Here is a 25,133-nt window from a genome sequence, read left to right on the forward strand (position 1 = left end):
GGCGATGGATGGCATGAAATCCCCCGCAACCGCCCCCGTTCTGATCCTGCTCGGCCCTCCGGGGGCCGGGAAGGGCACACAGGCCCGGATCCTTGAAGAGAAGTTCGGGCTTGTTCAGCTTTCGACGGGCGATCTGCTGCGTGCAGCGGTCTCCGCCGGAACCGAGGCCGGAAAGCGCGCCAAGGCCGTGATGGAGGCAGGTGATCTTGTCAGCGACGAGATCGTCATCGCAATTCTGCGCGACCGCCTTGCCGAACCCGACTGCGCCAAGGGTGTCATTCTTGACGGCTTTCCGCGCACCACCGTGCAGGCCGAGGCTTTGGACACGCTGCTTGCCGAGAGCGGGCAGCAGATCAACGCGGCCATCAGCCTGGAAGTCGATGACGCAGAGATGGTCACGCGGATCTCGGGTCGCTTCACTTGCGGGACGTGCGGCGAAGGCTATCACGACACGTTCAAAGCGCCCGAAAAGGCCGGTGTCTGCGACAAATGCGGCGGGACCGAGATGAAACGGCGCGCCGACGACAATGCCGAGACTGTTGCCAGCAGGCTGGAGGCATACCACGCCCAGACCGCGCCGCTGATCACCTATTACGGCGACAAGGGCGCATTGCAGCGCATCCCCGCCATGGGTGCCATCGACGAGATCTCGGCCGAGCTTGCCAAGGTGGTGGCCAAGGCAACCGCCTGAGGCCCCTGCATTCATCAAGACACACCCGCCCGGTTTCGGGCGGGCCCCACGGCGCCCAACACAGGGCAGAGTGAAACCGCGCCTGATTTCAAGGCGCATATGAGGAAGAGGAGGACCCTCAAATGGCGGATCAAACACCGCAAAGCGCGTCCACAACCACCGAGGCCGACAAAGGCTATTGGGCGGCGAACGTGCGCATCATCATCATCAGCCTGATCATCTGGGCGCTGGTGTCTTTCGGGTTCGGCATCCTGCTGCGCCCTGCCCTTTCCGGCATCTCGGTCGGCGGAACCGACCTGGGCTTCTGGTTCGCGCAACAAGGCTCGATCATCGTCTTCCTGGCGCTGATTTTCTTCTACGCCTGGCGCATGAACAAGCTCGACCGCGAATTCGGCGTCGAGGAGGAATAAACAATGGATCAGTTTACCATCAACCTGCTGTTTGTTGGCGCGAGCTTTGCGCTTTACATCGGCATCGCGATCTGGGCCCGTGCGGGTTCCACATCGGAATTCTACGCAGCCGGTCGCGGCGTTCACCCTGTCACCAACGGCATGGCCACGGCGGCAGACTGGATGTCGGCGGCGTCGTTCATCTCGATGGCGGGTCTTATCGCCTTTGTCGGCTATGACAACTCCACCTACCTGATGGGTTGGACCGGCGGCTACGTGCTTCTGGCGCTTCTGCTGGCACCTTACCTGCGCAAGTTCGGCAAGTTCACCGTTTCCGAATTCATCGGCGACCGGTTCTACAGCCCGACCGCGCGTATGGTTGCGGTGATCTGCCTGATCGTGGCCTCCACGACGTATGTGATCGGTCAGATGACCGGTGTTGGCGTGGCCTTTGGCCGCTTTCTTGAAGTGTCCAACACGACCGGTCTGCTGATCGGTGCCTGTGTGGTTTTCGCCTATGCCGTTTTCGGCGGTATGAAGGGTGTGACATACACTCAGGTGGCACAGTACTGCGTTCTGATCATGGCCTACACGATCCCGGCGATCTTCATCTCGCTTCAGCTGACGGGCAACCCGGTTCCGGCGCTTGGCCTTTTTGGCGATCATGCTGCCTCGGGCGAACCGCTGTTGACCAAGCTTGACCAGATCGTGCGCGAACTGGGCTTCAGCGAATACACAGCCCACCATGGCGACACGTTCAACATGGTTCTGTTCACGCTCAGCCTGATGATCGGTACAGCTGGCCTGCCCCACGTCATCATGCGCTTCTTCACCGTTCCCCGCGTGGCGGATGCCCGCTGGTCGGCCGGTTGGGCGCTGGTCTTCATCGCGCTGCTTTACCTGACGGCCCCGGCTGTGGGTGCCATGGCGCGCCTGAACATCACCGAACTGATGTGGCCCAACGGCACAGACGGCGACGCCGTGTCCGTGCAGATGATCGAAGAGGACGAAAAGTACGACTGGATGGCCACGTGGCAGAAGACCGGCTTGCTGGGCTTCGAAGACAAGAACGGCGACGGCCGCATCCAGTACTACAACGACGCCAACCCGGAAATGCAGGCCAAGGCCGCGGAAAACGGTTGGGAAGGCAATGAGCTGACCAACTTCAACCGTGACATACTGGTACTTGCCAACCCCGAGATTGCGAACCTGCCCAGCTGGGTGATCGGTCTTGTTGCTGCCGGTGGTCTTGCCGCCGCGCTGTCGACAGCTGCCGGTCTGCTTCTGGCGATCTCGTCCGCCGTCAGCCACGACCTGATCAAGGGTCAGCTGAACCCGGGCATCTCGGAAAAGGGCGAGCTTTTGTCGGCACGTATTGCCATGGCTGTGGCCATCGCGGTGGCGACCTATCTTGGCCTCAACCCTCCGGGCTTTGCGGCACAGACAGTGGCACTGGCCTTCGGCCTTGCGGCAGCCTCGATCTTCCCGGTCCTGATGATGGGCATCTTCTCCAAGAAGGTGAACAACGTGGGCGCCGTGGCAGGCATGCTGGCAGGTCTGGGTGTGACCCTGATCTACATCTTCCTGCACAAGGGTTGGTTCTTTATCCCTGACACCAACAGCTTTACAGATGCGGACCCGCTGCTTGGGACCATCAAGTCGACCTCGTTCGGCGCGGTGGGTGCAGCGATCAACTTTACCGTGGCCTATGTCGTCTCCGGCATGACCAAGGAAACTCCGCAAGAGATCAAGGATCTGGTTGAAAGCGTCCGCATCCCACGTGGCGCCGGAACAGCCGTGGATCATTGATGATCGCCGGCCGGGGGAGGCGCTGGACGCACCCCCGGCCTTGCGACTAAGAAAGAGCTCTCGCCCGTCTGACCGGGCGAGAGCAATTCTGACAGATAGGGACGGATGCGGCCATGACCCTGACCCAAGACGAGCTCAAACGCTTTCTCGACGGTGTCCATCCCTATGATGCGCTGCCAGTGACCCAGCTGGAAGCGATCCTGCCCGACTTCCGGCAGGAAAGAGTGTCCAGCGGGGACTCTGTTTACGAACTGGGCGAAGATCTTCAGGGTCTCTATATCATTCATCAGGGCGAGGTTGAGGTCCGCGACGCGCACGGCGTTCAGGTCTCCCTGCTTGGTCCGCGCAACTCCTTCGGCGAACGGGGTTTGCTGCGCGATGGCACGGCGGTGACGCAGGCACGCGCCGTTGCAGACTGCCTTTTGCTGGTGCTGCCACGCGAGGCGTTGCTTCAGCTTATCCATGACAGCGAAGCAGCCCGGCGCTTCTTTGACCGCTCGCGCGCGCCGCGCACCCGGCGCAACGATCTTGCGGCAACGCGGGTCGAGACGCTGATGATGCGCCAGCCGGTCATCTGCCCCCCGACGACCACGGTGCAGGAGGTTGCCCGCCAGATGCGCGTCGTGCATGCCTCCTCTGTCTGCGTGACCGAAGCCGGACGGCTGATCGGCATCGTGACAACCCGCGACCTGACCGAAAAGGTCCTGGCCGAAGGCATGTCCCCCGATACGCGCGTCGCCCAGGTGATGACGCCCGACCCCGTGACGCTGTCGCCCTCCTCCATCGGGTCGGACGTCTTGCACATGATGCTGGAACGCCGCATCGGCCATGTCCCGGTGACAGAGGCAGGCCGGCTGGTCGGCATGGTCACCCAAACCGACATGACGCGGTTTCAGGCGGTCAGCTCTGCTGAACTGGTGGCGGCGGTGGCCAGCGCCGAAGACGCGGCCCGCATGGCAGAGATCACCGCCCGTATCCCGCGCCTGCTGGTGCAGCTCGTGGCGGCGGGCAATCGCCACGAAGTTGTCACACGGCTGATCACCGATATCGCCGACACGGCCACAAGGCGCCTGCTGACCCTCGCCGAAGAAGAGATCGGCCCCGCACCGGTCCCCTATCTTTGGCTCGCATGCGGCAGTCAGGGGCGGCAGGAACAGACCGGCGTCAGCGATCAGGACAATTGCCTGATCCTTGATGACAGCGTGACCGAAAAGCAGATGGGCTATTTTCAGGAGCTTGCCACATTCGTCTGCGACGGGCTGAACACCTGCGGTTATGTCTATTGCCCCGGCGACATGATGGCCACCAACCCCCGCTGGTGCCAGCCGTTGAAGGTTTGGAAAAGCTATTTCGAGGGCTGGATCGCCCGCCCGGACCCCGAGGCGCAAATGCTTGCCAGCGTGATGTTCGATCTGCGCCCGATTGGCGGGACGACCGCCTTGTTCGAAGGGTTGCAGACCCAAACGCTGAAGGCTGCCTCCTCCAATTCGATCTTCGTGGCCCACATGGTGTCCAATTCGCTGAAACACACGCCGCCCCTTGGGCTGCTGCGTGGCTTTGCGACCATCCGGTCGGGTGAGCACAAGAATCACGTGGATCTGAAGCATAACGGCGTCGTGCCGATTGTTGATCTTGGGCGGATCTACGCGCTTCAGGGACAGTTGGCAGAGGTCAACACCCGCGCCCGTCTGGAAGCGGGCATCGCAAGCGGGGTGCTGTCGGCGTCGGGTGGGAAAGATCTGCTGGATGCCTATGATCTGATCGCAGAACGCAGGCTCGCCCATCAGGCCGAACAGGTCAGAAGAGGCGATGCACCGAACAACTTCCTGTCACCATCCAGCCTATCGGACTTTGAGCGAAGTCATCTCCGCGACGCTTTCGTTGTGGTAAAGTCGATGCAGTCGGCGATCGGTCATGGCCGCGGAATGCTGGGGTAACGCAAGGTAAAACCCGTCGGTCCGTTTCCGGGGGGCAGGAATTAAGTACTCGGCCGCAAAGTGGCACGGGGGAGGCGGCGCGGAAAGGACGGGCAAAAGGCCCGCATTCTGCACCGGGGGGAGAAATTTGAGGGGGAGCGACAGTAATGTTTCTGGAATTGATCGCGACATTCGTGGCAGGCGTGGCTGGCGCAGGTGCGATGATGCTACTGAACCGGCTGATCGGCAACCGGCTGCCGCGCTGGCTGGTGCCGGTGGCCGCAGGTGCCGCGATGCTGGCGATGACCATCTCAAGCGAATACGCGTGGTTTTCGCGCACGGCCGAGGCCATGCCCGACCGGCTTGAAGTGATCGAAACCGTTGAAAGCCGCGCCGCTTATCGTCCGTGGACCTATGTTGTGCCCTATATCAACCGGTATATCGCGCTGGACCGGGAGGGCGTGCAGATCAACACTGACCAACCCCAAATGCGGCTGGCCGATTTGCTGTTCTATGGCCGCTGGAAACCGACCACGGCGGTGCAGATCATGGTCGATTGCGACCGCAACGCCCGCACCTACCCTATCGACGAGATCTCGGGCAGTGACGCGCTGAGGTGGCAAGAGGTGGGCGAGGCAGATACCATCGTCGCGTCAGTCTGCAAGGGGGGCTAGCGCATGTTTTCCCTGCGGACACGTGTGTTTCTGTTCTTCTGCCTGATGGCGGCAAGCGGGATGGCAATCCTCTGGGGCGCATTATGGCTGGGGGTGTCGCGCAACCCCGACGACTTGCAAGGTGCTATGGTGCTCGCCGGGATATCGGGCAGCTTTGCGCTGGTCGCGATCACGGCTGCGGTCTGGCTATTGTTTGACGAAATCGTTGTCAAACCGATCCAGCGGCTCGCAGCGTCCATGCGCACCCGCGCGCATACCGGGGTGGAGGTCGAGGTTGATACGCATTCGGCCCGTTTTCTGGGGGATCTTGCCCCGGCGGTGCATGCTGTCAGCAAGCGGATTTCAGACAGTGCGATGGACACGGCCCGCGCAGTTGCATCCGAAACCGCCCGTCTGGCAGAAGAAAAGGCCCGGCTGACCGCCCTGTTGACAGAAATTCCTGTGGCCACGGTGCTGGCGAATGCAGCAAACCAGATCGTGCTATACGACGGACAGGCCGCAGAAGTGCTGGCGCAAGGCGGTGTGCCCCGGCTCAACGCCCCGCTGTTTGATTATTTCGACGAGCAAAGCCTGCGCGCCGGTCTGGGCCGGATGCACAAGACCGGCATGGACCAGAGGTTCAAGCTCCAAGGGCTGGAGCAGGGGCTGGAATTCGACGCCGTTCTGAAGCCGCTGGACGCGGGCGGCTATATGCTGCTGATCGAGGGCGAAACCCTGCGCACAGCCCCGGACGCGACGCGGCCGCTGGTCTATGACTTCGAACTGCTCTCGCACCAACCGACCGGAGATTTGGCCTCAACCCCGCTCAGATCACTGGTCTACACCGTGTTTGACACCGAAACGACGGGCCTCTTGCCGCATAAGGACGAAATCGTGCAGATCGGCGCGGTGCGCATCGTCAATGGCCGCATGGTGGCCGGTGAAGAGATCAATCAACTCGTCAATCCGGGCATCCCCATCCCCGCCTCGACCACTCAGGTACATGGCATTTCGGACAGGATGGTTGCCGATGCGCCTGATATCGTGCGCGCCGCAGGCAGGTTCCACCATTTTGCCCGCGGCTCCGTGATCGTGGCGCATAACGCACCGTTCGACATGGCCTTTCTGCGGCGCCATGCCGAAAGGTGTCAGCTGACCTGGGATCACCCGATCCTTGATACCGTGCTGCTGTCTGCGGTTCTTTTCGGCGCCAGCGAGACCCATACGCTGGATGCGCTATGTGCCCGTCTGGGGATAGAGATCCCTGCCAAGCATCGCCACACCGCACTGGGCGACGCGATTGCCACCGCGGACGCGCTGGTCAAGATGCTGCCCATGCTCGAAGGTCACGGGATGCGTACATTTGGCGACGTCATCGAAGAGACACGCCGCCACGGGCGGCTCTTGCAGGACCTGAACTAGTCGCGAACGCTTCCGCCGCGCGTTATGGTGCGACTGGACGCGCCTGCGCCAAGGAAAGCGCACCATCCAGCGCAGTCCCCAGCGGCGGGACAACTGCGTCGGACAGGTACGACGGCAAGGCGCGGGCATAGAGCGGCCCCAGCCCGCCCAGCAGGCACAGGCGCGCGCCGGGCTGCCAGCCAAGCGCATGCAGCCCGCGCTCGATCCATCCTGCCCCGACATTCAACAGGTCAGAAGCGGCTGGATCGCCCCGATCGAACGCCTCTGCCACCATCGGGGCAAGTGTTGCAAAATCGGTCGGCGTCGCGGTGGCCGCAAAACGCACCACCTCTGCCGGGTCATTTCCGAAACGATCCATCGCCCGAGCGATAAGGGGGGACGGGTCCGCCAGAGCATCGCGGACATGCAATGCCCGCGCCAACAACGCGCGGCCCAGCCAGGCACCCGATGCCTCATCACCCAGTACCAGACCCCAGCCGCCGACGCGCCGCAGGCTGCCCGCCTGACGTGCGGCAAGAAAAGACCCCGTTCCAAGCCCGGCAACGAAACCGTCACCCGTCTGCCCCAGGGCCCCGGCAACGGTACAGTCCAGATCATCCGTGACGGTGACATTGCCAAGCATGTCAGCAAGCGCGTGGCCAAGCGCGTCCGCATCCCGTTCGTTGACGATGCCAGCAGCGCCAATATGGACCGCAGCCCCGCGCAGGTCGGTGGAGCCGATCCCCGCCTTGGCCGCAAGCGACATCAGAACGGCGCGAATAGCCTTTGCCGTGCGGGTCGGATCGGTGGTCCAGTTACAGCCCGCCCCTGCGACCTCAACGCCCCCCGACGGGCCATTTACTGCCGCCCGGCACAGCGTGCCGCCGCTATCAACACCGATGATCAATCGCCCGCGTTCCATACCGATCCTTTGGCCTGCTGCCCCCGTCATAGGATGTCATAACCGCCATGACCAGATGCCCTATGTGCCGCTGGAATGGGCAGGAGGAGTCCTGACGCCGCACCCGTCGCAAGCTCTGCAAGGTCCGAAGAACCGCGCCGGGGCCGGGCATGTACCGCTCTGCACCCGGCGAAAGTATATTGAAACCATTGCTTTGTAACACTGGGCGAACAGAACCCAGTGCCGGAGCACCTTTCATGGTCACCAGAACGATTGAAGCCTACGACAATGAACTCCTGACGGTCGCTTCGGGCTCTCCGTCACTGAGGCCCGGCAGTGCGATCATCAACAACTCGGACTCGCCGGATGGCACCATCTACGAATTTTCCGGCGGTGCCCCTGTCACCGTCACGCTTGAGGATACAAGCGCAAATCAGGATGTGTTCAACGACGACGACTATGGCAATCACAGGATTACGGACGGTGCAGGGCTCGTCGATACGGGCAAAGGTGTGGAAGCGGAATCGCTGTTCTACATGCGCGCGCTTGATAATTGCGGAAACCCCACAGGGCCTACGATAACGGTCAGGGTGTATTCGCAAGACAACAACTACGGCAATGTCTGGGGGTTCAACAGCGACACCCCGCTTGAAGCGGGCACACAATATGTGAAGGTCGCGGGCAGCAATACCGGGTCCGCGTCCTATTCCAGCTTCACCGCGGACCCGGTGTGCTATGCCGAAGGCACGCTGATAGACACGCCGGACGGCCCGGTCCCGGTTGAAATGCTGGAGCCTGAACACCTTGTTTGGACCTTCGATCACGGCCCTGTGCCCGTCAAATGGGTCCGCAGCGAGGCCCATCAACTCAGCATGACCGCAGCCGATCAGAAGCCGATACTGATCGGCGCAGGGGCGTTAGGGGCGGGCCTGCCGGACCGCGACCTCGTCGTGTCGCCACAGCACCGCATCCTTGTGGGCGGACACGGGCAATTGCAGGATCTTTTCCCGTCCGAGGCATATGTACCGGCGAAATCGCTGACGGCGCTGAAGGGGATCCGGCAAATGAAGGGCAAGAAAGCGATCAACTGGGTCCATTTCGCCTGCGAGCGGCACGAGGTTGTCATGGCCAATGGCTGCCTGTCGGAATCTCTCTTGCTTGGGCCTATGGTGCTCAGATCGATGACGGCGCATGACCGGTCGGCCATGACCAAGATCTTCGGTCTGGCCAAGCCGCACGATCTGGCACTGAACGGCCCGCTCGCCAGAGACTGCCTGTCTGTCGGGGCCGCTCGCAGGCATATTGCGAAGGGCCTCAAGGCACGCAAGCAACGTCAAGACGATGTGATCAGGAAATGGGACGAAGACGCCGCGCTCGAAAAACGCGATGCCGCATTGATGCGCGACATCAGGGCGATGGATCTGCCCGGCCTGAAGAGCGTCGCCTAGACCACCTGTGGGATGCGCGCGCCGCTCCCCCTGCAGCGCGTTAGGCCAAAGCGGCTATTGCTGCGCTTCGGCAACTCGATTGGCTGCCTTGCGTACCACAAAAAGGGGCCCCGCGCCGACTTGGATCAGCCGCGACCGATATAAGGCATGGAAGAGGCCATCACCGTCATGAACTGGACATTTGCCTCCAGCGGCAGGTCGGCCATGTGCAGCACGGATTTCGCGACATTGGACACATCCATTACAGGTTCCACCGCGATGGAGCCGTCGGCCTGCGGGACGCCCTTGGTCATCTTGCGCGCCATCTCTGTCAGCGCGTTGCCGATATCGATCTGCCCGCAGGCGATGTTGAATGCGCGCCCGTCCAGCGAGATGGTGCGCGTCAGCCCGGTGATCGCATGCTTTGACGCTGTATAAGCGGTGGACCCCCAACGCGGCATATGGGCCGAGACAGACCCGTTATTGATGATCCGCCCGCCCTGCGGGTCCTGCCGACGCATCTGACCAAAGGCCGCGCGGGCGCACAGGAAGGCCCCGTTGAGGTTGACGTTCATCAGGTTCATCCAGTCATCGACGGCGATCTCGTCGATGGGGGCGCCTTTCAGGCTGACGCCCGCGTTGTTGAACAGCGCGTCCACCCTGCCCCATTCCTTCGCCGCCTTGCCAAAGATTGCATCGACCTCGTCCGGCACGGTCACGTCCCCCGCCAGAACAAGCGCGCTGTCGTAATCGCCCGCTGTTTCTTCAAGCGGTTGCGCACGCCGACCGACAAGGCCAACCTTCCAGCCGGCCTCCAGAAAGGTGCGCGCGGTCGACTGCCCGATGCCGCTTCCCGCGCCGGTTATGATGATGCTCTTGGGATCGCTCATGGCTGTGACCTTTCAGTGGTTGTCGCGTGGCAGGTTGCGGGCAACCTTTTGATAGGCCGTGGCCAGTTCAAGGCAGCCGCCATCGGACAGCTGTCCCACATGGGTGCGGTAGATTTCCTGCCAGGGCGTCTGGCTGGTGATTTCGGGCGCCTCCCAGGCATCGATGCGCGCCTGCCAGTCGGCATCATCCACCAGCGCGTTCAGCGTGGAATCGTTCAGGTTCAGCCGCACCCGGTCACCGGTTTTCAGATAGGCCAGACCGCCACCCACCACCGCCTCGGGCGAGGCATTCAGGATCGAGGGGCTTTCCGACGTGCCCGATTGCCGACCATCGCCCACGGTTGGCAGATGCGCCACGCCGCGTTTGATGACCGCATCCGGCGGCTGCATGTTCACCACCTCGGCAGAGCCGGGATAGCCCACGCATCCGACATTGCGGATGAACAGGATGCAATTCTCGTCAATCTCCAGCGCGGGGTCGTTCAGCCGGTCATGGTAATCTTCCGGGCCTTCGAACACGATGGCGCGGGCCTCGTAGATGCCCTCACTGCCCGGTGCGGACAAGAAGCGTTCCCGGAAATCCGGAGAGATTACGCTCGTCTTCATCAGCGCAGAGTCGAACAGGTTGCCCGACAGCACAAGGAAGCCTGCATTTTCCCGCATCGGCGCGTCATAGGTCTTGATCACTTTGGTATCGCGGCTTTCCCAACCGTCCAGGTTCTCGCCCATAGGTTTGCCGGTCACGGTCATGGCACCGTCATGCAGGCGCCCGGCTTTGCGCAGCTCTCCCATCACGGCGGGGACACCGCCCGCGCGATAAAAGCTTTCGCCAAGATATTCGCCTGCGGGCTGCATGTTAACGAGGAGTGGCACGTCAAAGCCGACTTTTTGCCAATCGGTCACGTGCAGTTCAACGCCCGCATGGCGCGCAATGGCCTGAAGATGTGGCGGTGCGTTCGTCGACCCGCCAATGGCGGAGTTCACCACGATGGCATTCTCGAACGCTTCGCGCGTCAGAATGTCAGACGGTTTGAGGTCATCGTAGGTCATCGCCACAATGCGGCGCCCGGTCTGGTAGGCCATGTTCATCCGCTCGCGGAAGGGCGCTGGAATGGCCGAACAACTGGTCAGCGACATGCCAAGCGCCTCTGCCATGGCATTCATTGTGCTGGCGGTGCCCATCGTGTTGCAATGGCCAAGGCTGGGAGCGGAGGCACAGACCCGGCTCATGAATTCTTCGTAGTCGATCTTGCCCTCGGCAAGCAGGCGGCGGCTTTCCCACACGATGGTGCCAGAGCCCGCCAGCTTGCCATTCCACCAACCGTCCAGCATCGGGCCACCGTTAAGAGCGATCGCAGGCAGGTCCACTGTGGCTGCGCCCATCAGCATGGCGGGCGTGGTCTTGTCACATCCCGTGGTCAGCACGACGCCATCGATGGGATAGCCGTGCAGCACCTCGACAAGGCTGAGATATTGCAGGTTGCGGTCCAGCGCAGCGGTTGGCCGCTTTCCGGTTTCCTGTATGGGATGGACCGGAAATTCCATCGGGATGCCGCCCGCGTCGCGAATGCCAGCCTTGACCCGGTCCATCAGAAACACGTGGATCTTGTTGCAGGGTGCGAGATCACTGCCGGTCTGGGCGATGCCGATGATCGGGCGTTCGCCCTGCAGTTCGTCGCGGGTGAACGCCTGGTTCTGGTAGCGTTCGACATAAAGCGCGGTCATGCCCGGATTGTTGGGATTGTCGAACCATTCCTGTGACCGGAATCGCTTGTTGGCACGGGTATCGCTCATGTCGGAAAATCTCCCTGCGGGACGTGGAATGCGGGTGTCTGCGCTACCCTGTCAATTTGGTATACCATTTGCAAGGCCGTTTTGCAGCAAGGGCAGCGAGGCCCCGGATCAAGTCCGGGGCGCGAGGTTTAGGTTGAAACGTGGCCTCTGTCTGATCCGGCCTCTGCCAAGCGCGCACTTCCATTCGGTGCTGTGCCGAGTTCGGGAAATCGACCATGCGTTGCGGTTGGGCATTGTCTTGGCGGCTAGTCTCTACGCCTTTGGTTTTGCGTGTTTTGCCACGATCTCGGCCAGATCCATACCGTTCATCTGCGCCACGAAATCGGCCAGCATTGGCACGTAGTCCTGCCCCTTGCCAGCGCCTTCGGCCAGTGTGAAATAGTGTTTGATCGACGCGCCCATGATGTTGGCCACCCCTGCGTCGCTGGCCATATTCGCGGCATAGCGCACGTCCTTGGACGCATTGGCGATGGCGAATTTATGCGCGTCACGATCCCGCCCCACGGCGTATTTCATGAACGTGTCGAAGAAGCCGTTGCCAAGACGGCTGGTGCCGATCACCTGCTCTATCATCTGCGGCGCAAGGCCGACGCTGGCCCCAAGGGTGACCGCTTCGGCGTAGAGCGCGGCATAGCCCATCGAGATGAAATTCATGATCAGCTTCATCTGATGCGCCGACCCGGTTTCGCCCACATGGTTGATATTTCCGGCCCAGCACTCGACGACCGGCAGGATTTTTTTGAACGTGTCCGCGTCGCAGCCGATCATGGCGTCCAGCGTGCCTTCTTCGGCCTCTTTCGGGGTGCGGCCCAGCGGCGCGTCGACCATCGCGCCCCCCTTCCCGGCCAGTTCTGCTGCCAGCGCGCGGGTCGAGGTCGGATCAGCGGTTGTCGCATCCAGAACGATCAGCCCTTCGCGGGCGCCTGCCAGAATGCCGTCAGGGCCGCGAAAAACGGCCTCGACCTGGGGTGAGTTCGACAGGCACAGGTGGATCATATCGCATTGCGCGGCCATCTCTGCCGGGGTCGCGGCCTCCGTTGCACCCTTGGATAGCAAGTCCTCGACCGGGTCGCGATTGCGGTTGCCCTTGACCACCAGGGGATAGCCGCCACGCAGAATGCTGCCTGCCATGCCGTGCCCCATCAGGCCGACGCCGATAAAGCCGATAACTGGTTTGTCGCTCATAATCTTTCCCTTCAAGTCACAGCGATACGGAAATGCCGCCATCCACGAACAGCGTATGCCCGTTGACGAAGGTCGATGCGTCAGAGCTGAGGAACACGCAGGCGCCCACCAGTTCATCAATCTGGCCCCAGCGCCCGGCAGGCGTGCGTTTTTCCAGCCACGCGCTGAATTCCGGGTCCGCGACAAGGGCCGCGTTGAGTGGCGTGTCGAAATAGCCCGGCGCGATGGCATTGCAGGTCAGGCCATGCTTTGCCCAATCGGTCGCCATCCCCTTGGTCAGGTTCGCCACCGCCCCTTTGGAGGCCGTGTAAGGCGCGATGCCGGGCCGGGCGAGCGCGGTCTGAACGCTGGCGATATTGACGATCTTGCCACGCCCCCGGCCAATCATGTGCCGTGCCACTGCCTGACCGACATAGAACACGGAATTCACGTTGGTTCGCATCAGAGTGTCGAAACGCTCTGCCGGGAACTCTTCGAGCGGGCTGCGATGCTGCATGCCGGCGTTGTTGATCAGAATGTCAAAGCTGCCGTGGCTGGCTTCATAGCCGTCAACTGCCTCGCGAACCGCCTCGGCATCGCAAACGTCAAAGACCAGCGTATCCACCTCGTGACCGTCGGCGCGCAGGCTCTCGGCAGCGCCTTCCAACCGTTCGGCGTTGCGCGCATTCAGGACGACGCTTGCCCCCGCCTCGGCCAACCCGCGCGCCAGCGCGAAGCCGATGCCCATGGAGGACCCTGTGACCAGCGCCCGGCGCCCGGTCAGATCGAAGATTTTCATGTAGTCTCCCTCACTGCGGTTTCCGGGCCAATGTCCGACAAGGGCCGAAAGCCTGCTTGATGCTCGCCAAAAATGGTATACCATTTCCAAGGCGATGCAAGTCGCGACGACCGCCCACAACATTGGGGGGCGTTTAGGGGGACAACCATGACCGCGACAACAGACCAAAAAACGCAGCGGATGCGGTGGCACCCGTTTGGGCCACGCGTGGCGGGACGGACCGGTGCCCGCGCATGCTGACATTCGCGGCGGCCGTCTTCTTTCTGATCGTGACACCCGGCCCCGGTGTGCTCTCCACGGCGGGTGTGGGGGCGGCCTTCGGGTTTCGCTTCGGGCTGCGCTATGTCCTGGGGCTGTTTATCGGCACCAACCTTGTGGCCCTGGCGGTGATCACCGGGCTGGCCGCGGTGGTGCTGTCGCAACCCTTCATCCGCACCGTTCTGATGGTGCTCAGCTTTTCCTACCTGATCTACCTTGCGGCCCGCATCGCCTTTGCCGGATCACGCATCGCCTTTATCGAGGCGCAGGGTGCGCCGGGGATCGGGGCGGCCCTTCTGTTGCAGGCCATCAACCCCAAGGCCTACGCCGTCAATACCGCGCTCTTCACCGGCTTCGCCTTCTACCCGCAAAGCCTGCTGGTCGAGACACTGACCAAGCTCGTCATCCTCAACAGCATCTGGATCCCGATCCACCTTGGCTGGCTATATGCGGGCGTATCGCTGCACCGGTTGAACCTGTCCGAAACTGCGCAACGCCGCATCAACTTTGCAATGGCCGCGTCAATGCTGGCCGTTGTCGTGCTGGCCGTATTCTCTGCGGCGCGGGCAGCATGAGGCAGCCTGTCGTCCAAAATTCTAACCGACCCAATTCGAAAGACACCCGATGACGCACCTTCCCTATTCCGGCATCTGGCCGGTTGCCCCGACCCCGTTCAACGATGATGGCACTGTCGATCTGCCCGGTATGAAGCGCGTGCTGGACTGCATGATCGACCAAGGCGTTGATGGCATCTGCATCCTCGCCAACTTCTCGGAACAGTTCCTGATTTCCGACGCCGAACGCGAAGCGCTGATGCGGTTGAGCCTTGATCACGTCGCCGGGCGGGTTCCGGTGATCGTGACGATCAGCCATTATGCGACTGCCATCGTGGTCGAACGTGCGCGGCTGGCAAAGGATCTGGGCGCCGATATCGTCATGCTGATGCCGCCCTATCACGGCGCCCTCTTGAAAGGCACGCCAGAGCAAACGTTCGAGCAGTTCGCCGCCGTGGGGCAGGTCGGCATTCCAATCATGTTGCAGGACGCGCCGCTTTCCGGTGTCGATCTGCCGGTATCTCTGCTGGTCAAGATGGCGCGCGAGATTGAGATGCTGAAGCTGTTCAAGATAGAATGCCCGCAAGCCGCCGCCAAGCTGCGCAGCCTGATTGCCGAAGGCGGCGACGCCATCGAGGGCCCGTTCGATGGCGAGGAAGCAATCACGCTTCTGGCCGATCTTGATGCGGGCGCCACTGGCACAATGACCAGCGCGCTGATCCCCGATCTGATCGGCCCGATCGTGACCGACTTTCTTGCGGGCAATCGCCAGGCCGCTATCGACGGCTATGGACGGGTGCTGCCTGTCGTGAACCATGAAAACCGCCAATGCGGCTTTCGCGCGGCCAAGGCGGCCATGGTCGAAGGCGGCGTGATCGCGTCAGACTTCTGCCGGCATCCCATTCCGCCCTTGCATCCCGACACGCGCGGGCTCTTGCTGGACCTCATGCGCCCGCTTGATCCGATCGTCCTGTCATGGGGGAAATGACACCATGAGCATCGCTTCTGCCATTGATGCGCTGCGCCCGCTATTCGGGAACAGGCTGGCAACGTCTGAGGCGCTTCTTGAACAACACGGCACCAATGAAAGCCATTTCGCACTGGCCCTGCCCGACGCCGTTGTCTTTCCCGAGACCACGCAAGAAGTGTCCGACCTCATGCGGATCTGCAACCAGCACGGCTGTCCCGTTGTGGCCTTTGGCACCGGCACCTCGCTGGAGGGGCATCACCTGCCCGTGCAAGGCGGCATCAGCCTCGATATGAGCCGGATGAACAGGGTGTTGCAGATAAATGCCGAGGATATGGATGTGGTGATCCAGCCTGGCCTGACCCGCGAAGAGCTGAACGTGGAGCTTCGGGCGACGGGTCTCTATTTCCCCGTGGACCCCGGCGCCAATGCCTCTTTGGGTGGTATGGCCGCGACGCGCGCCTCTGGCACGACAGCGGTGAAGTTCGGGACGATGAAAGACAACGTTCTGGCGCTGGAGGTGGTGCTGGCCGATGGCCGCGTCATCCGCACCGGCAGCCGCGCGCGCAAATCCAGCGCAGGGTACGACCTGACGCGGCTGATGGTCGGGTCGGAGGGGACGCTGGGCATCATCACGGAACAGACGCTCCGCCTGCAGGGCCAGCCAGAGGCCGTATCCGCCGCAACCTGCCGTTTTCCATCGATAGAGGATGCGGTGAACTGCGTCATCACCACCATCCAGTCCGGTATTCCCATGGCCCGCATCGAACTGGTGGACGAAATGATGGTGCGCGGCTTCAACCTGTATATGAAAAAAGACCTCCCCGAAGCGCCGCATCTGTTTGTCGAATTTCAGGGCTCTGCCGCGGGCGTTGCCGAACAGTCCGCGAATTTCGGCGCGATAGCCGAAGACTTCGGCGGCTCTGGCTTCACCTGGGCCGAAAAGCCAGAGGATCGCAATGAATTGTGGCGGATGCGGCATGGCGGGCACTATGCCAACAATGCGCTGCAACCCGGCAAGAAGACGCTGGCAACAGATGTCTGTGTGCCGATTTCCCAGCTGGCAGAGGCCGTGACAACCGCGCAGCGCCGCAGCCGGGAGCTGGACATCACCTGCACCATCGTGGGCCATGTGGGCGACGGCAACTTTCACTGCGGATGCCGCGTAGACCCTGCCAATGCCGAAGAGGTCGCCCGCATCACGCGATTTGCCGGCGAACTGGCGGATATGGCCCTGCGCCTTGGCGGAACGGTCACCGGCGAACACGGCATCGGCCTGGGCAAGATGAAATACATGGGCAAGGAACACAGCCCCGATGCGCTGGATGCGATGCGCGCGATCAAGGCGGCGCTCGACCCCAACAACATCCTCAATCCCGGCAAGATCCTGCCCCCACCCCATCCTGACGGAGACGCAAATGCTGCCCAATAGCAACGAACATCCAAATGCCACGCTGGTCGGTCGGGTCTGGCGCGATGATGTGGGCCCTGCATTGGTGCGACTGGACGGCGATGCTGTCATCGACATCACCTCGCGTGAGGCACCCACCATGCGCGACCTGCTGGAACTGGACGACCCCGGCGCACATGTCCGCGCAGCGCAGGGCGAACAGATCACCACGCTGTCCGATCTTGCTGCGGGTTCAACCGAGGGCGCGAATGGGCTGCGCCTTCTGCCGCCCTGCGATCTGCAGGCGATCAAGGCGAGCGGCGTGACATTCGCGGAATCCATGGTCGAACGCGTCATCGAAGAACAGGCCGCAGGCAATGCCGACCGCGCGCAGGAGATCCGGCAAAAGGTGCAATCCGTCATCGGCGATTCCCTGTCGGGGATCGAACCGGGCAGCGATCAGGCGATGCAGGTCAAATCCGTGCTTCAGGCCGAAGGGCTTTGGTCGCAATATCTGGAAGTCGGCATTGGCCCGGATGCCGAAGTGTTCACCAAGTCGCAACCCATGGCTGCCGTGGGTTACGGTGCCAGCGTCGGGCTGCACCCGATGTCACATTGGAACAACCCGGAACCCGAAATCGTGCTGGCCATCAACAGCCGCGGGCGTATCCTGGGCGCAACCCTTGGCAACGATGTGAACCTGCGCGATATCGAAGGCCGCTCTGCCCTGCTGCTGGGCAAGGCGAAGGATAACAACGCCTCCTGTTCAATTGGCCCGTTCCTTCGGCTCCTTGACGACAGCTATGGTATGGAGAACGTGCGCAGCGCCGAATTGACCCTGCGCGTCGAAGGCGAGGATGGCTTTGTCCTTGATGGCCATTCCAGCATGACCAAGATCAGCCGCCGCCCCGAGGATATCGTGGCCCAGACCATCGGGCGGCATCATCAGTATCCGGACGGGTTCATGCTGTTTCTGGGCACGCTTTTCGCGCCGATACAGGACCGTGACACGCCCGGACAGGGCTTCACCCACAAGACGGGCGACGTAGTCACGATCAGCGAACCCGGCCTTGGGGCCTTGACGAACACCGTGCGCCTGTCCACCGAATGTCCGGAATGGCGCTTCGGCGCTGGCGCGCTGATGCGCAATCTTTCAAAAAGGGGCCTGCTATGATCGGCATCTATGACGAAACCCGCTGCTCGCTGGGCGAAGGGCCGCTCTGGCATCCGGGTCTTTCGGCTCTGTTCTGGTGCGACATCAACAATCGACGCATCCTGACACGCGGCGTCGAGGATACCGCATTCTGGCAGATGGGCGAACATGTCTCGGCCTTGGGGCGTCTGGGCGACCGGCTGTTCGTGGCCGGAGAGACCGGAATTTTTGCCTTTGACCCCGCCACGGGCGACCGCGAAGACATCGCACCGCTGGAGGCCGACAACAAGGTCACCCGGTCCAATGACGGGCGCGCCGATCCATGGGGCGGGTTCTGGATCGGCACGATGGGCAAATCGGCAGAGGAAAAGGCCGGGACGATCCATCGCTTCTACCGCGGCGAGGTCCGGGCGATGTTCGGCAAGATCACCATTCCCAACGCGATCAGCTTTGCCCCCGACGGGTCCTGCGCCTATTTCACCGACACCCCGACCCGGCAGGTCTGGCGCCAGCCGCTGGACCAAAAGGAGGGCTGGCCCAAGGGCGACCCCGAGAAGTTCGCGGAACTGCCCCGCCCGGATGGCGCGGTGGTCGACAAGGCAGGCAACCTTTGGTGCGCAAATTACGGCCCCGGTCTGTTGACCTGCCATGACAAGGAAGGCAACCTGATCCAGCAAATGGAAATGCCCGTAAAGCAGGTGACCTGCCCTGCCTTCGCGGGAGAGGGCAGTTCGCGAATGTTCATTACAAGCGCCGCGCAGCGCCTGTCCGATCCCAGCCCGATGGATGGGCAGACGTTCGAGATTGAAGCCGATGGCGAAGGCCAGCAAGAATTCGAGGTTATCCTTTGAAATGAAGCGTTTTCTGACACTTGGCGAATGCATGGTGGAACTTGCACCAGCCGGAGACCAGCTTTATCGCCGCGGTTTTGCCGGTGACACGTTCAATACTGCCTATTACGCCCGCCGCCTGCTGCCGCAGGACTGGGCCGTCGGTTACTGTACGGTCGCGGGGCAGGATGCGGTCTCTGACGACATGCTGGACCTGATGCGCGGGCACGGGATCGAGACGCGGTCGATCCGGCAGGTCGCGGACCGCACTCTGGGGCTTTACATGATCCAGTTGAAGGATGGCGAACGCAGCTTCTCTTACTGGCGCGGGCAATCGGCGGCAAAGCTTCTGGCAGATGATCCTGACTGGCTCCGCGCGCAGCTGGACGGTGCGGATGTCGCGCAGTTTTCCGGCATCAGCCTTGCAATCCTGCCCCCGGAGGGGCGCGAGGCGTTCTGCGAAGCGCTGTCGCGCGCCCGTGCCAATGGCACGCATGTCGCGTTCGATACCAATCTGCGCCCGCAACTGTGGGAAGACGAGGCCACGATGCGCGCGGGGCTGCGCATGGGGGCCGAGGTGTCGGACACAGTTCTGCCCTCCTTTGACGAGGAACAGGGGCTATTCGGCGACACCGCCCCGGCAGAGACAATCGCCCGCTACCGCGACTGCGGCGCGAAAACGATCGCGGTCAAGGACGGGGCGGGCACGCTGACCGTCTGGGATCATGGCGAAGGCACGCAGGAATTCCAGCCCGTCAAGATCGACCCGGTGATCGACACCACGGCTGCAGGCGACAGTTTCGGCGCGGGCTTCCTCGCGGGACTAGCCATGGAACGCGGCATTGCCGAGGCCGCCCATCTGGCCATGGCCGTCGCCGCGCAGGTCGTGCAGGCGCGCGGCGCGTTGGTTGATCTGGACATGACCGATATAGAGGGGGCAGCGTCTTGAACATCCTGATCATCGGTGGCGGTGGCGTCGTCGGCCAAAAGCTCGCCCGACGGCTGGCAGAGCGCGGCGAATTGCGCGGACAGACCATCAGCAGCATGGTGCTGGCGGATATCGCCGATCCACCGCAGCCAGAGGCGCCCTTCCCCGTGGCATCCGCCAGCTGCGACATTTCCGATGCCGCGGCGGTAGCAGGCCTGATCGACGAGAGCACGGATGTGATCTATCTGCTGGCCGCCGTCGTCTCGGCCCATGCCGAAAGCGATTTCGATATCGGCATGCGCGTCAATCTGCACGGGGTTCTGAACGTGCTGGAACGCTGCCGGGCGCTGCAATCCGCACCGGTGCTGGTCTTTACCTCGTCACTGGCCGTGTTCGGGGGCGATGTGCCCGACCCGATCGAAGATTGGACGATCCCCAATCCGCAAACCTCCTATGGGGCGCAAAAGGCGATCGGGGAGCTTCTGGTCAACGACTATTCCCGGCGCGGTTTCATCGACGGGCGCGCTTTCCGGCTGCCGACCATCTCGGTCCGGCCCGGCAAACCCAACCTTGCGGCGTCCAGCTTCATGTCGTCGATCATCCGCGAACCGCTGAACGGGCAAGAGGCCGTCTGCCCGGTCGATCTTGATTTCCCGCATTACTATCTGTCGCCACGGCGCTGTGTGGAAAACCTGATCCTCGGCGCAGAGATCGACGGTGATGCGATGGGCAGCAGCCGGTCCATGATGATGCCCGGACGGACCTGGACCATCGGCCAGATGATCGATGCCATGACTGCCGTGGCGGGCCCCGATCCGGCAAAGCTTATCCGGTTCGAGGAACAGCCCGAGATCAACGCAATCGTCAAAGGCTGGAAATACGACCTCAACCCCGCCAAGGCGCTATCGCTTGGCCTGAAGGCCGATGACAGTTTCGAGGATAACGTTCGCTACTATATCAAGGATGATCTGCCCGGCGCCTAGGCTTTGGGCGCGTCAGCGAACCGGCGGTGTCTGGCGCGCCTCGCGACCAAGCCGCCGTTCGCGCCGCCAGATATACAGCCCCGATCCCACGATGATGAGCGCGCCCGCAAGCGTCCACATCGTGGGCCAGGTGCCAAAGACCAGCACCCCGGCCGCCGAGGCGGAAATCAGCTGAAGGTAATTCATCGGCGCCAGCAGCGACGCATCGGCAAGCCTGTGCGCCACGGTCGCCGCCGCATGGGCGCCAAAGCCAAACGTCCCGATCAGCCCCATCACCACCCAGCCTACGGTACTGTCGGGCCATTGCCAGTGATGTATCACGAGAGGCAGCATGCAGAGCGCCGCCAGACCGCTCGACCAGATCTGGCTGGTGGCGTTGGATTCCTTGCCCGCCAGCATCCGCGTCATGACGAAGTAAAGCGACGCACAGCAAAGCGCCCCCAGCGACAGAAAGATCGCAGGGTGGAAATCTACTCCCCAGGGCTGCACCACAACCAAAACGCCGCAGAACCCCACCAGCACCGCCAGCACACGCCGCAGGCCCACCGTCTCGCCCAGCAGCAGCACTGACAGGACCGTCACCGTGACCGGCATGCTGAACATGATCGCGGTCGTTACGGTGATCGGCAGGAATTGCAGTGCCACGAAATTAAGCGCGGTGCTGCCCAGCAGACAGGCAGAGCGGGCCATCTGCAATTTGGGACTTTTGGAACGAAGCGCTTCGGCCCCTTCCGTTGGCAGGAACACCACCAGAGACAGTATGAAGTGGCCGAGATAGCGCAGGAAAACCACCTGCACCACCGCGAGCCCCGACAGCATCAGCCATTTGGCAGACGTGTCGATGCAGGTGAAGCCCAGCACCGCCATTGCCATCAGCAAGAGCCCCAGTCCCGGCCGGTCTTCTTTCGGTTTCAAGACGCTCATTCGGGTTTCAACCGTTGGCCCACCCACCATCGATCACATGCGCCTGTCCGGTGGTAAAGCTGCTTTCGTCCGATCCCAGATACACCGCGAGATGCGCAATCTCTTCCGGCAGGCCAATACGGCCCATCGGTTGGCGGGCGATGAATGCCTCTTTGGCCGCGTCGTAATCGCCCGTGGCCTTCAGGCGCTCGTGCAGGCTGGGGCTATCGACCGTGCCGGGACAGATCGCATTGGCGCGGATGCCTTGCCTTATGTAATCGATCGCGACGGCTTTCGTCGACGCAATGACCGCCGCCTTCGATGTCGCGTAAAGATACCGGTTCGGTGCCGCCAGAACCGTCGAGGCGACGGAGGCGATGTTGATGATCGATCCGCCGCCACGGTCGACCATGCCCGGCAACGCTGCCTGCATCGCGTGAAACTGCGACCGCATGTTGAGGTTCATGGCAACGTCGAATTCCGCGTCCGTCGCATCTGCAATCGATCCCGCATGCACCACGCCCGCGCAGTTCACCAGAATGTCAGGGGCAGCTTCGACCACCGCAGATTGCAACGCCGCCTTATCGGTGACATCCAGCGCAAAACACGTCGCGCCGTCCAGCCCTTTCAGTAGACCGGCATTCAGATCTGTCGCTGTCACGATGGCACCCTCGCGCAAATAGGCGTCGGCGATGGCGCGGCCGATACCTTGCCCTGCCGCCGTGATGAAGGCGCGTTTGCCTTCCAATCTCATTTGGTGGTCATCTTCTTGCTCAGGAAATCTACCATTTCGGGCACCATATGGTCGCCGAACCCTTCAGAGACCGCCTCGCCAAGGGTCGCATCCGCAGCCCCCGACATGCGCGACGTGGCACCCAGTCCTTCGGCCATAGACCGGTAATAGCCGACGTCCTTCTTGGCATTGGCGACAGAGAACGCCAGATCGATCTGCCCGTCCTTGGCGTAATTGTGGATGAACTCCATCATTCCGGATTTGAGCGGCCCGGCCGAAACCGCGCTGTACATCGTCTCTCGCCCGATGCCTGCGGCGTCGCAGATCGCAAAGGCCTCGGACATGGCGCAGGCGGTTGTCATGGCGAAGAAGTTGTTGATCAGCTTGATCGTGTGGCCCGCGCCGGATGCGCCCAGGTGAAAGACGTTCTCACCCAGATCCTCCAACACCGGCTTCACCCGCTCGAACGCGGCCTCGTCGCCCGCGCACATGATGTTCAGCAGCCCGTCCTTGGCATGGGCGGGCGTGCGGCCCAGAGGCGCGTCCAGATAGGCAGAGCCGCGCTCCGCCACGTCAGCGGCAATCTTGCGGGTCGAACCCGGCAATGAAGTGCCGAAGTCAATCACCACAGACCCGGTGCGCAGCCCCTCCAGCACGCCGCCCGCACCGTAGACGCGGCTTTCAACGCTCTCAGACGTGTCCATGCAGAACATGACGATGTCGCTGACCGCCGTCAAAGCGGCGGCGGTCTCAGCCTCTGCCGCGCCGCGCGCCACAGCCGCATCCACCGCCTTGCGGGACCGGTTGGCCATCACCGTCACGCCGTAGCCCATGTCCTGAAGCCGTCCAACCATGGCCGCGCCCATCAGGCCCAGTCCGATGAAACCTATGCTTGGTTTGCTCATGTCTTTCTCCATGTTTTCTTGCCGCCACCATGCTCCCCTGCACCTATGGATGCGGGGAAATCTATTCATCACAGGACCAATGCCGGAACAGGGGGGAACGGGTGGCGGTTGTCGCGCCCTGCCCCGGGCCTGACCCGGGGCCTCTACATCACCGCGCCGATCTGCCAGGGGACAAACTCGTAGTCGCCAAGCCCCTGTGCCTCGGATTTTGTCTGCTCTCCGCTGGCCACCCGCAAAAGTGTTTTGTAAATCTCGCGCCCGACCTCTTCGACACTGGCCCCATCAGTAAGGATACGGCCCGCGTTGATGTCCATATCCTCGGTCATTCGGGTATACATTTCGGTATTCGTCGCGATCTTCAGCGACGGCGAAGGTTTTGCCCCGAACGCAGATCCGCGCCCGGTGGTGAAGGTCACAAGATTGCAGCCCGATGCGATCTGCCCGGTCACACTGGCCGGATCGTAGCCGGGGCTGTCCATAAAGGCGAAACCGGGCTTTGTCACCGGCTCGGCATATTTGTAAACGCCGGTCAGCGGCGTCGTCCCGCCCTTGGCCGCAGCACCCAGCGATTTCTCCAGAATGGTGGTCAGGCCACCCTTCTTGTTTCCGGGGCTGGGGTTGTTGTCCATGCTGCCCTTGTTGCGCAGGGTGTAATCCTCCCACCAGCGGATCAGGCCAATCAGCTTCTCCCCCGTTTCGCGGTCCGCAGCACGGGCAGTCAGAAGATGCTCTGCGCCGTAGATCTCGGGCGTTTCGGCCAGAACCCCCGTTGCCCCCTGCGCGACCAGCAAATCACAGGCATATCCCAGCGCCGGGTTGGCGGTGATGCCGGACCACGCGTCAGAACCGCCGCATTGCAGCGCGACCATCAACTCGGAGGCCGGGCATTCCTCGCGCTGCACATCGTTGACCAGAGGCAGCATCGCTTCGATCTTCCTGATGCCAAGCTCGACCGTCTTGCGCAGGCCGCCGACGTCCTGAATGTTCATCGACTGGAACAGCGGGCCGGGCACCAGGCCGTAGGCCTCGATCAGCCAGTCAATCTGGTTCATCTCGCAGCCCAACCCCGCCATCAGCACGGCGGCGACATTGGGATTGCGGGCATAGCCCCACATCACGCGTTGCAGCGCCTCGAACCCGTCACCGGACCCGGCCATGCCACAGCCCGTGCCATGCACGAAAGCCACGACGCCGTCGACATTTGGATAGGCCGCAAGGCGTTCCTCGGTGAAATGGGCGGCTATGTTGCGCGCCGCGGTGGCCGAACAATTTACCGATGTCAGAACGGCAATATAGTTGCGCGTGCCAACACGCCCCGAGGGACGGCGATAGCCCATGAACGTATCACGCATCTTTGCCGGGGCGACGGGGCGCAGGTTGGTGGAAAATTCGTATTCCGTATCGACGTTGCGAAATTCAAGGTTGTGGGTGTGCACATGCGCGCCCTGCGCGATGTCTTCGGCGGCATATCCGATCACTTGCGCGTATTTGGTGACAGGCGCGCCTTTCGCAATCGCCACCGCCGCCATCTTGTGCCCCCGCGGGATCAGGGTCGTGGCCCCTTCATCCCCCACCGCGAGCGGCGAGATGGCGGTGACGACATTGTCCTCGGGCGACAGTCGAACGGTTTTCATGTTGTGTCCTCACACGGAAAACGGGCCGAAATCAGGCCCGGAAGGTCTTTTGAAAAAGGGG

General features: G+C 62.3%; 23 protein-coding genes. 14 read left to right on the top strand and 9 right to left on the bottom strand.

Translation table 11 applies throughout. The annotated features are described in order from the left end of the window. The first annotated feature begins 4 nt into the window (after window positions 1-4). The 6 genes from EDD52_RS07500 (at window position 5) to EDD52_RS07525 (ending at window position 6,880) form a co-directional block, all read left to right on the top strand. Window positions 5-691, top strand: a complete 687-nt coding sequence (locus EDD52_RS07500; protein WP_132243719.1) for an adenylate kinase — start codon at window positions 5-7, stop codon at window positions 689-691. Window positions 692-813: 122 nt separating this feature from the next. Continuing rightward, window positions 814-1,101, top strand: a complete 288-nt coding sequence (locus EDD52_RS07505) for a DUF4212 domain-containing protein (RefSeq protein WP_132243443.1) — start codon at window positions 814-816, stop codon at window positions 1,099-1,101. Window positions 1,102-1,104: 3 nt separating this feature from the next. Continuing rightward, a complete protein-coding gene (locus EDD52_RS07510) occupies window positions 1,105-2,889 on the top strand; it encodes a sodium:solute symporter family protein (RefSeq protein WP_132243445.1) in 1,785 nt (594 codons plus the stop codon). Window positions 2,890-3,002: 113 nt separating this feature from the next. Continuing rightward, the gene (locus EDD52_RS07515) at window positions 3,003-4,826 is read left to right on the top strand and encodes a DUF294 nucleotidyltransferase-like domain-containing protein (RefSeq protein ID WP_132243447.1); all 1,824 of its coding nucleotides are present in this window, start codon (window positions 3,003-3,005) and stop codon (window positions 4,824-4,826) included. Between the two features lie 146 nt (window positions 4,827-4,972). Further along, window positions 4,973-5,479 carry a hypothetical protein gene (locus EDD52_RS07520; RefSeq protein WP_132243449.1) on the top strand — a complete coding sequence of 169 codons (507 nt, stop codon included), beginning with the start codon at window positions 4,973-4,975 and terminating at the stop codon, window positions 5,477-5,479. A 3-nt stretch (window positions 5,480-5,482) separates the two neighbouring features. After that, entirely contained in the window at window positions 5,483-6,880 is a 1,398-nt protein-coding gene (locus EDD52_RS07525) for a 3'-5' exonuclease (protein ID WP_132243451.1), read from the top strand. Window positions 6,881-6,902: 22 nt separating this feature from the next. On the opposite strand, the gene EDD52_RS07530 is transcribed toward EDD52_RS07525, so the two are convergent. Then, window positions 6,903-7,811, bottom strand: a complete 909-nt coding sequence (locus EDD52_RS07530) for a glucosamine kinase nucleotide-binding domain-containing protein (RefSeq protein WP_132243453.1) — start codon at window positions 7,809-7,811, stop codon at window positions 6,903-6,905. Window positions 7,812-8,017: 206 nt separating this feature from the next. Between EDD52_RS07530 and EDD52_RS07535 the strand changes: the two genes are divergently transcribed. Then, a complete protein-coding gene (locus tag EDD52_RS07535; protein ID WP_165907478.1) occupies window positions 8,018-9,208 on the top strand; it encodes a Hint domain-containing protein in 1,191 nt (396 codons plus the stop codon). 125 nt (window positions 9,209-9,333) lie between these two features. Here EDD52_RS07535 and EDD52_RS07540 read toward each other — a convergent pair whose 3' ends face one another. From EDD52_RS07540 to EDD52_RS07555, 4 genes are all read right to left on the bottom strand, one after another. Continuing rightward, a complete protein-coding gene (locus EDD52_RS07540; protein WP_132243457.1) occupies window positions 9,334-10,077 on the bottom strand; it encodes an SDR family oxidoreductase in 744 nt (247 codons plus the stop codon). 12 nt (window positions 10,078-10,089) lie between these two features. Continuing rightward, entirely contained in the window at window positions 10,090-11,871 is a 1,782-nt protein-coding gene (locus EDD52_RS07545) for an IlvD/Edd family dehydratase (protein ID WP_132243459.1), read from the bottom strand. A gap of 252 nt (window positions 11,872-12,123) precedes the next feature. Beyond that, on the bottom strand, window positions 12,124-13,056 hold the full coding sequence (locus EDD52_RS07550) for an NAD(P)-dependent oxidoreductase (RefSeq protein WP_132243461.1): 933 nt from the start codon (window positions 13,054-13,056) through the stop codon (window positions 12,124-12,126). A gap of 16 nt (window positions 13,057-13,072) precedes the next feature. After that, window positions 13,073-13,834 (bottom strand): SDR family oxidoreductase, encoded by a 762-nt coding sequence (locus tag EDD52_RS07555; protein WP_132243463.1) that lies wholly within the window; start codon window positions 13,832-13,834, stop codon window positions 13,073-13,075. 233 nt (window positions 13,835-14,067) lie between these two features. Between EDD52_RS07555 and EDD52_RS07560 the strand changes: the two genes are divergently transcribed. Genes EDD52_RS07560 through denD form a run of 7 tightly spaced genes read left to right on the top strand, consistent with a single transcriptional unit; the run spans window position 14,068 to window position 20,897 of the window. Then, a complete protein-coding gene (locus EDD52_RS07560; RefSeq protein WP_132243465.1) occupies window positions 14,068-14,667 on the top strand; it encodes a LysE family translocator in 600 nt (199 codons plus the stop codon). 49 nt (window positions 14,668-14,716) lie between these two features. Then, on the top strand, window positions 14,717-15,634 hold the full coding sequence (locus EDD52_RS07565; protein WP_132243467.1) for a dihydrodipicolinate synthase family protein: 918 nt from the start codon (window positions 14,717-14,719) through the stop codon (window positions 15,632-15,634). Window positions 15,635-15,638: 4 nt separating this feature from the next. Beyond that, window positions 15,639-17,045 (top strand): FAD-binding oxidoreductase, encoded by a 1,407-nt coding sequence (locus EDD52_RS07570; RefSeq protein WP_132243469.1) that lies wholly within the window; start codon window positions 15,639-15,641, stop codon window positions 17,043-17,045. Beyond that, window positions 17,032-18,177, top strand: coding sequence for a fumarylacetoacetate hydrolase family protein (locus EDD52_RS07575; RefSeq protein ID WP_132243471.1), 1,146 nt, complete (start codon window positions 17,032-17,034; stop codon window positions 18,175-18,177). The genes EDD52_RS07570 and EDD52_RS07575 overlap by 14 nt, the downstream gene beginning before the upstream one ends. Beyond that, window positions 18,174-19,007 carry an SMP-30/gluconolactonase/LRE family protein gene (locus EDD52_RS07580; protein ID WP_132243473.1) on the top strand — a complete coding sequence of 278 codons (834 nt, stop codon included), beginning with the start codon at window positions 18,174-18,176 and terminating at the stop codon, window positions 19,005-19,007. The genes EDD52_RS07575 and EDD52_RS07580 overlap by 4 nt, the downstream gene beginning before the upstream one ends. A gap of 1 nt (window position 19,008) precedes the next feature. Next, entirely contained in the window at window positions 19,009-19,935 is a 927-nt protein-coding gene (locus EDD52_RS07585) for a sugar kinase (protein WP_132243474.1), read from the top strand. Beyond that, a complete protein-coding gene (denD, locus tag EDD52_RS07590) occupies window positions 19,932-20,897 on the top strand; it encodes a D-erythronate dehydrogenase (protein ID WP_132243476.1) in 966 nt (321 codons plus the stop codon). The genes EDD52_RS07585 and denD overlap by 4 nt, the downstream gene beginning before the upstream one ends. A gap of 12 nt (window positions 20,898-20,909) precedes the next feature. Here the strand turns inward: denD and EDD52_RS07595 are convergent, their stop codons facing one another. From EDD52_RS07595 to EDD52_RS07610, 4 genes are all read right to left on the bottom strand, one after another. Further along, entirely contained in the window at window positions 20,910-21,821 is a 912-nt protein-coding gene (locus tag EDD52_RS07595; RefSeq protein WP_132243478.1) for a DMT family transporter, read from the bottom strand. Between the two features lie 7 nt (window positions 21,822-21,828). After that, window positions 21,829-22,554 (bottom strand): SDR family oxidoreductase, encoded by a 726-nt coding sequence (locus EDD52_RS07600; protein ID WP_132243480.1) that lies wholly within the window; start codon window positions 22,552-22,554, stop codon window positions 21,829-21,831. Beyond that, window positions 22,551-23,507 (bottom strand): NAD(P)-dependent oxidoreductase, encoded by a 957-nt coding sequence (locus EDD52_RS07605; RefSeq protein WP_132243482.1) that lies wholly within the window; start codon window positions 23,505-23,507, stop codon window positions 22,551-22,553. The genes EDD52_RS07600 and EDD52_RS07605 overlap by 4 nt, the downstream gene beginning before the upstream one ends. Before the next feature lie 74 nt (window positions 23,508-23,581). Then, window positions 23,582-25,072, bottom strand: coding sequence for a UxaA family hydrolase (locus tag EDD52_RS07610; protein WP_132243484.1), 1,491 nt, complete (start codon window positions 25,070-25,072; stop codon window positions 23,582-23,584). Window positions 25,073-25,133: the final 61 nt, after the last annotated feature.

This window comes from Primorskyibacter sedentarius (assembly GCF_004342065.1).
Taxonomy (GTDB): Bacteria; Pseudomonadota; Alphaproteobacteria; order Rhodobacterales; family Rhodobacteraceae; genus Primorskyibacter; species Primorskyibacter sedentarius.

Coding starts and splice junctions, on each gene's coding strand:
- EDD52_RS07500 (WP_132243719.1), top strand. CDS start 5: ATGGATGGCATGAAATCCCCCGCAACCGCCCCCGTTCTGATCCTGCTC.
- EDD52_RS07505 (WP_132243443.1), top strand. CDS start 814: ATGGCGGATCAAACACCGCAAAGCGCGTCCACAACCACCGAGGCCGAC.
- EDD52_RS07510 (WP_132243445.1), top strand. CDS start 1,105: ATGGATCAGTTTACCATCAACCTGCTGTTTGTTGGCGCGAGCTTTGCG.
- EDD52_RS07515 (WP_132243447.1), top strand. CDS start 3,003: ATGACCCTGACCCAAGACGAGCTCAAACGCTTTCTCGACGGTGTCCAT.
- EDD52_RS07520 (WP_132243449.1), top strand. CDS start 4,973: ATGTTTCTGGAATTGATCGCGACATTCGTGGCAGGCGTGGCTGGCGCA.
- EDD52_RS07525 (WP_132243451.1), top strand. CDS start 5,483: ATGTTTTCCCTGCGGACACGTGTGTTTCTGTTCTTCTGCCTGATGGCG.
- EDD52_RS07530 (WP_132243453.1), bottom strand. CDS start 7,811: ATGACGGGGGCAGCAGGCCAAAGGATCGGTATGGAACGCGGGCGATTG.
- EDD52_RS07535 (WP_165907478.1), top strand. CDS start 8,018: ATGGTCACCAGAACGATTGAAGCCTACGACAATGAACTCCTGACGGTC.
- EDD52_RS07540 (WP_132243457.1), bottom strand. CDS start 10,077: ATGAGCGATCCCAAGAGCATCATCATAACCGGCGCGGGAAGCGGCATC.
- EDD52_RS07545 (WP_132243459.1), bottom strand. CDS start 11,871: ATGAGCGATACCCGTGCCAACAAGCGATTCCGGTCACAGGAATGGTTC.
- EDD52_RS07550 (WP_132243461.1), bottom strand. CDS start 13,056: ATGAGCGACAAACCAGTTATCGGCTTTATCGGCGTCGGCCTGATGGGG.
- EDD52_RS07555 (WP_132243463.1), bottom strand. CDS start 13,834: ATGAAAATCTTCGATCTGACCGGGCGCCGGGCGCTGGTCACAGGGTCC.
- EDD52_RS07560 (WP_132243465.1), top strand. CDS start 14,068: ATGCTGACATTCGCGGCGGCCGTCTTCTTTCTGATCGTGACACCCGGC.
- EDD52_RS07565 (WP_132243467.1), top strand. CDS start 14,717: ATGACGCACCTTCCCTATTCCGGCATCTGGCCGGTTGCCCCGACCCCG.
- EDD52_RS07570 (WP_132243469.1), top strand. CDS start 15,639: ATGAGCATCGCTTCTGCCATTGATGCGCTGCGCCCGCTATTCGGGAAC.
- EDD52_RS07575 (WP_132243471.1), top strand. CDS start 17,032: ATGCTGCCCAATAGCAACGAACATCCAAATGCCACGCTGGTCGGTCGG.
- EDD52_RS07580 (WP_132243473.1), top strand. CDS start 18,174: ATGATCGGCATCTATGACGAAACCCGCTGCTCGCTGGGCGAAGGGCCG.
- EDD52_RS07585 (WP_132243474.1), top strand. CDS start 19,009: ATGAAGCGTTTTCTGACACTTGGCGAATGCATGGTGGAACTTGCACCA.
- EDD52_RS07595 (WP_132243478.1), bottom strand. CDS start 21,821: ATGAGCGTCTTGAAACCGAAAGAAGACCGGCCGGGACTGGGGCTCTTG.
- EDD52_RS07600 (WP_132243480.1), bottom strand. CDS start 22,554: ATGAGATTGGAAGGCAAACGCGCCTTCATCACGGCGGCAGGGCAAGGT.
- EDD52_RS07605 (WP_132243482.1), bottom strand. CDS start 23,507: ATGAATAGATTTCCCCGCATCCATAGGTGCAGGGGAGCATGGTGGCGG.
- EDD52_RS07610 (WP_132243484.1), bottom strand. CDS start 25,072: ATGAAAACCGTTCGACTGTCGCCCGAGGACAATGTCGTCACCGCCATC.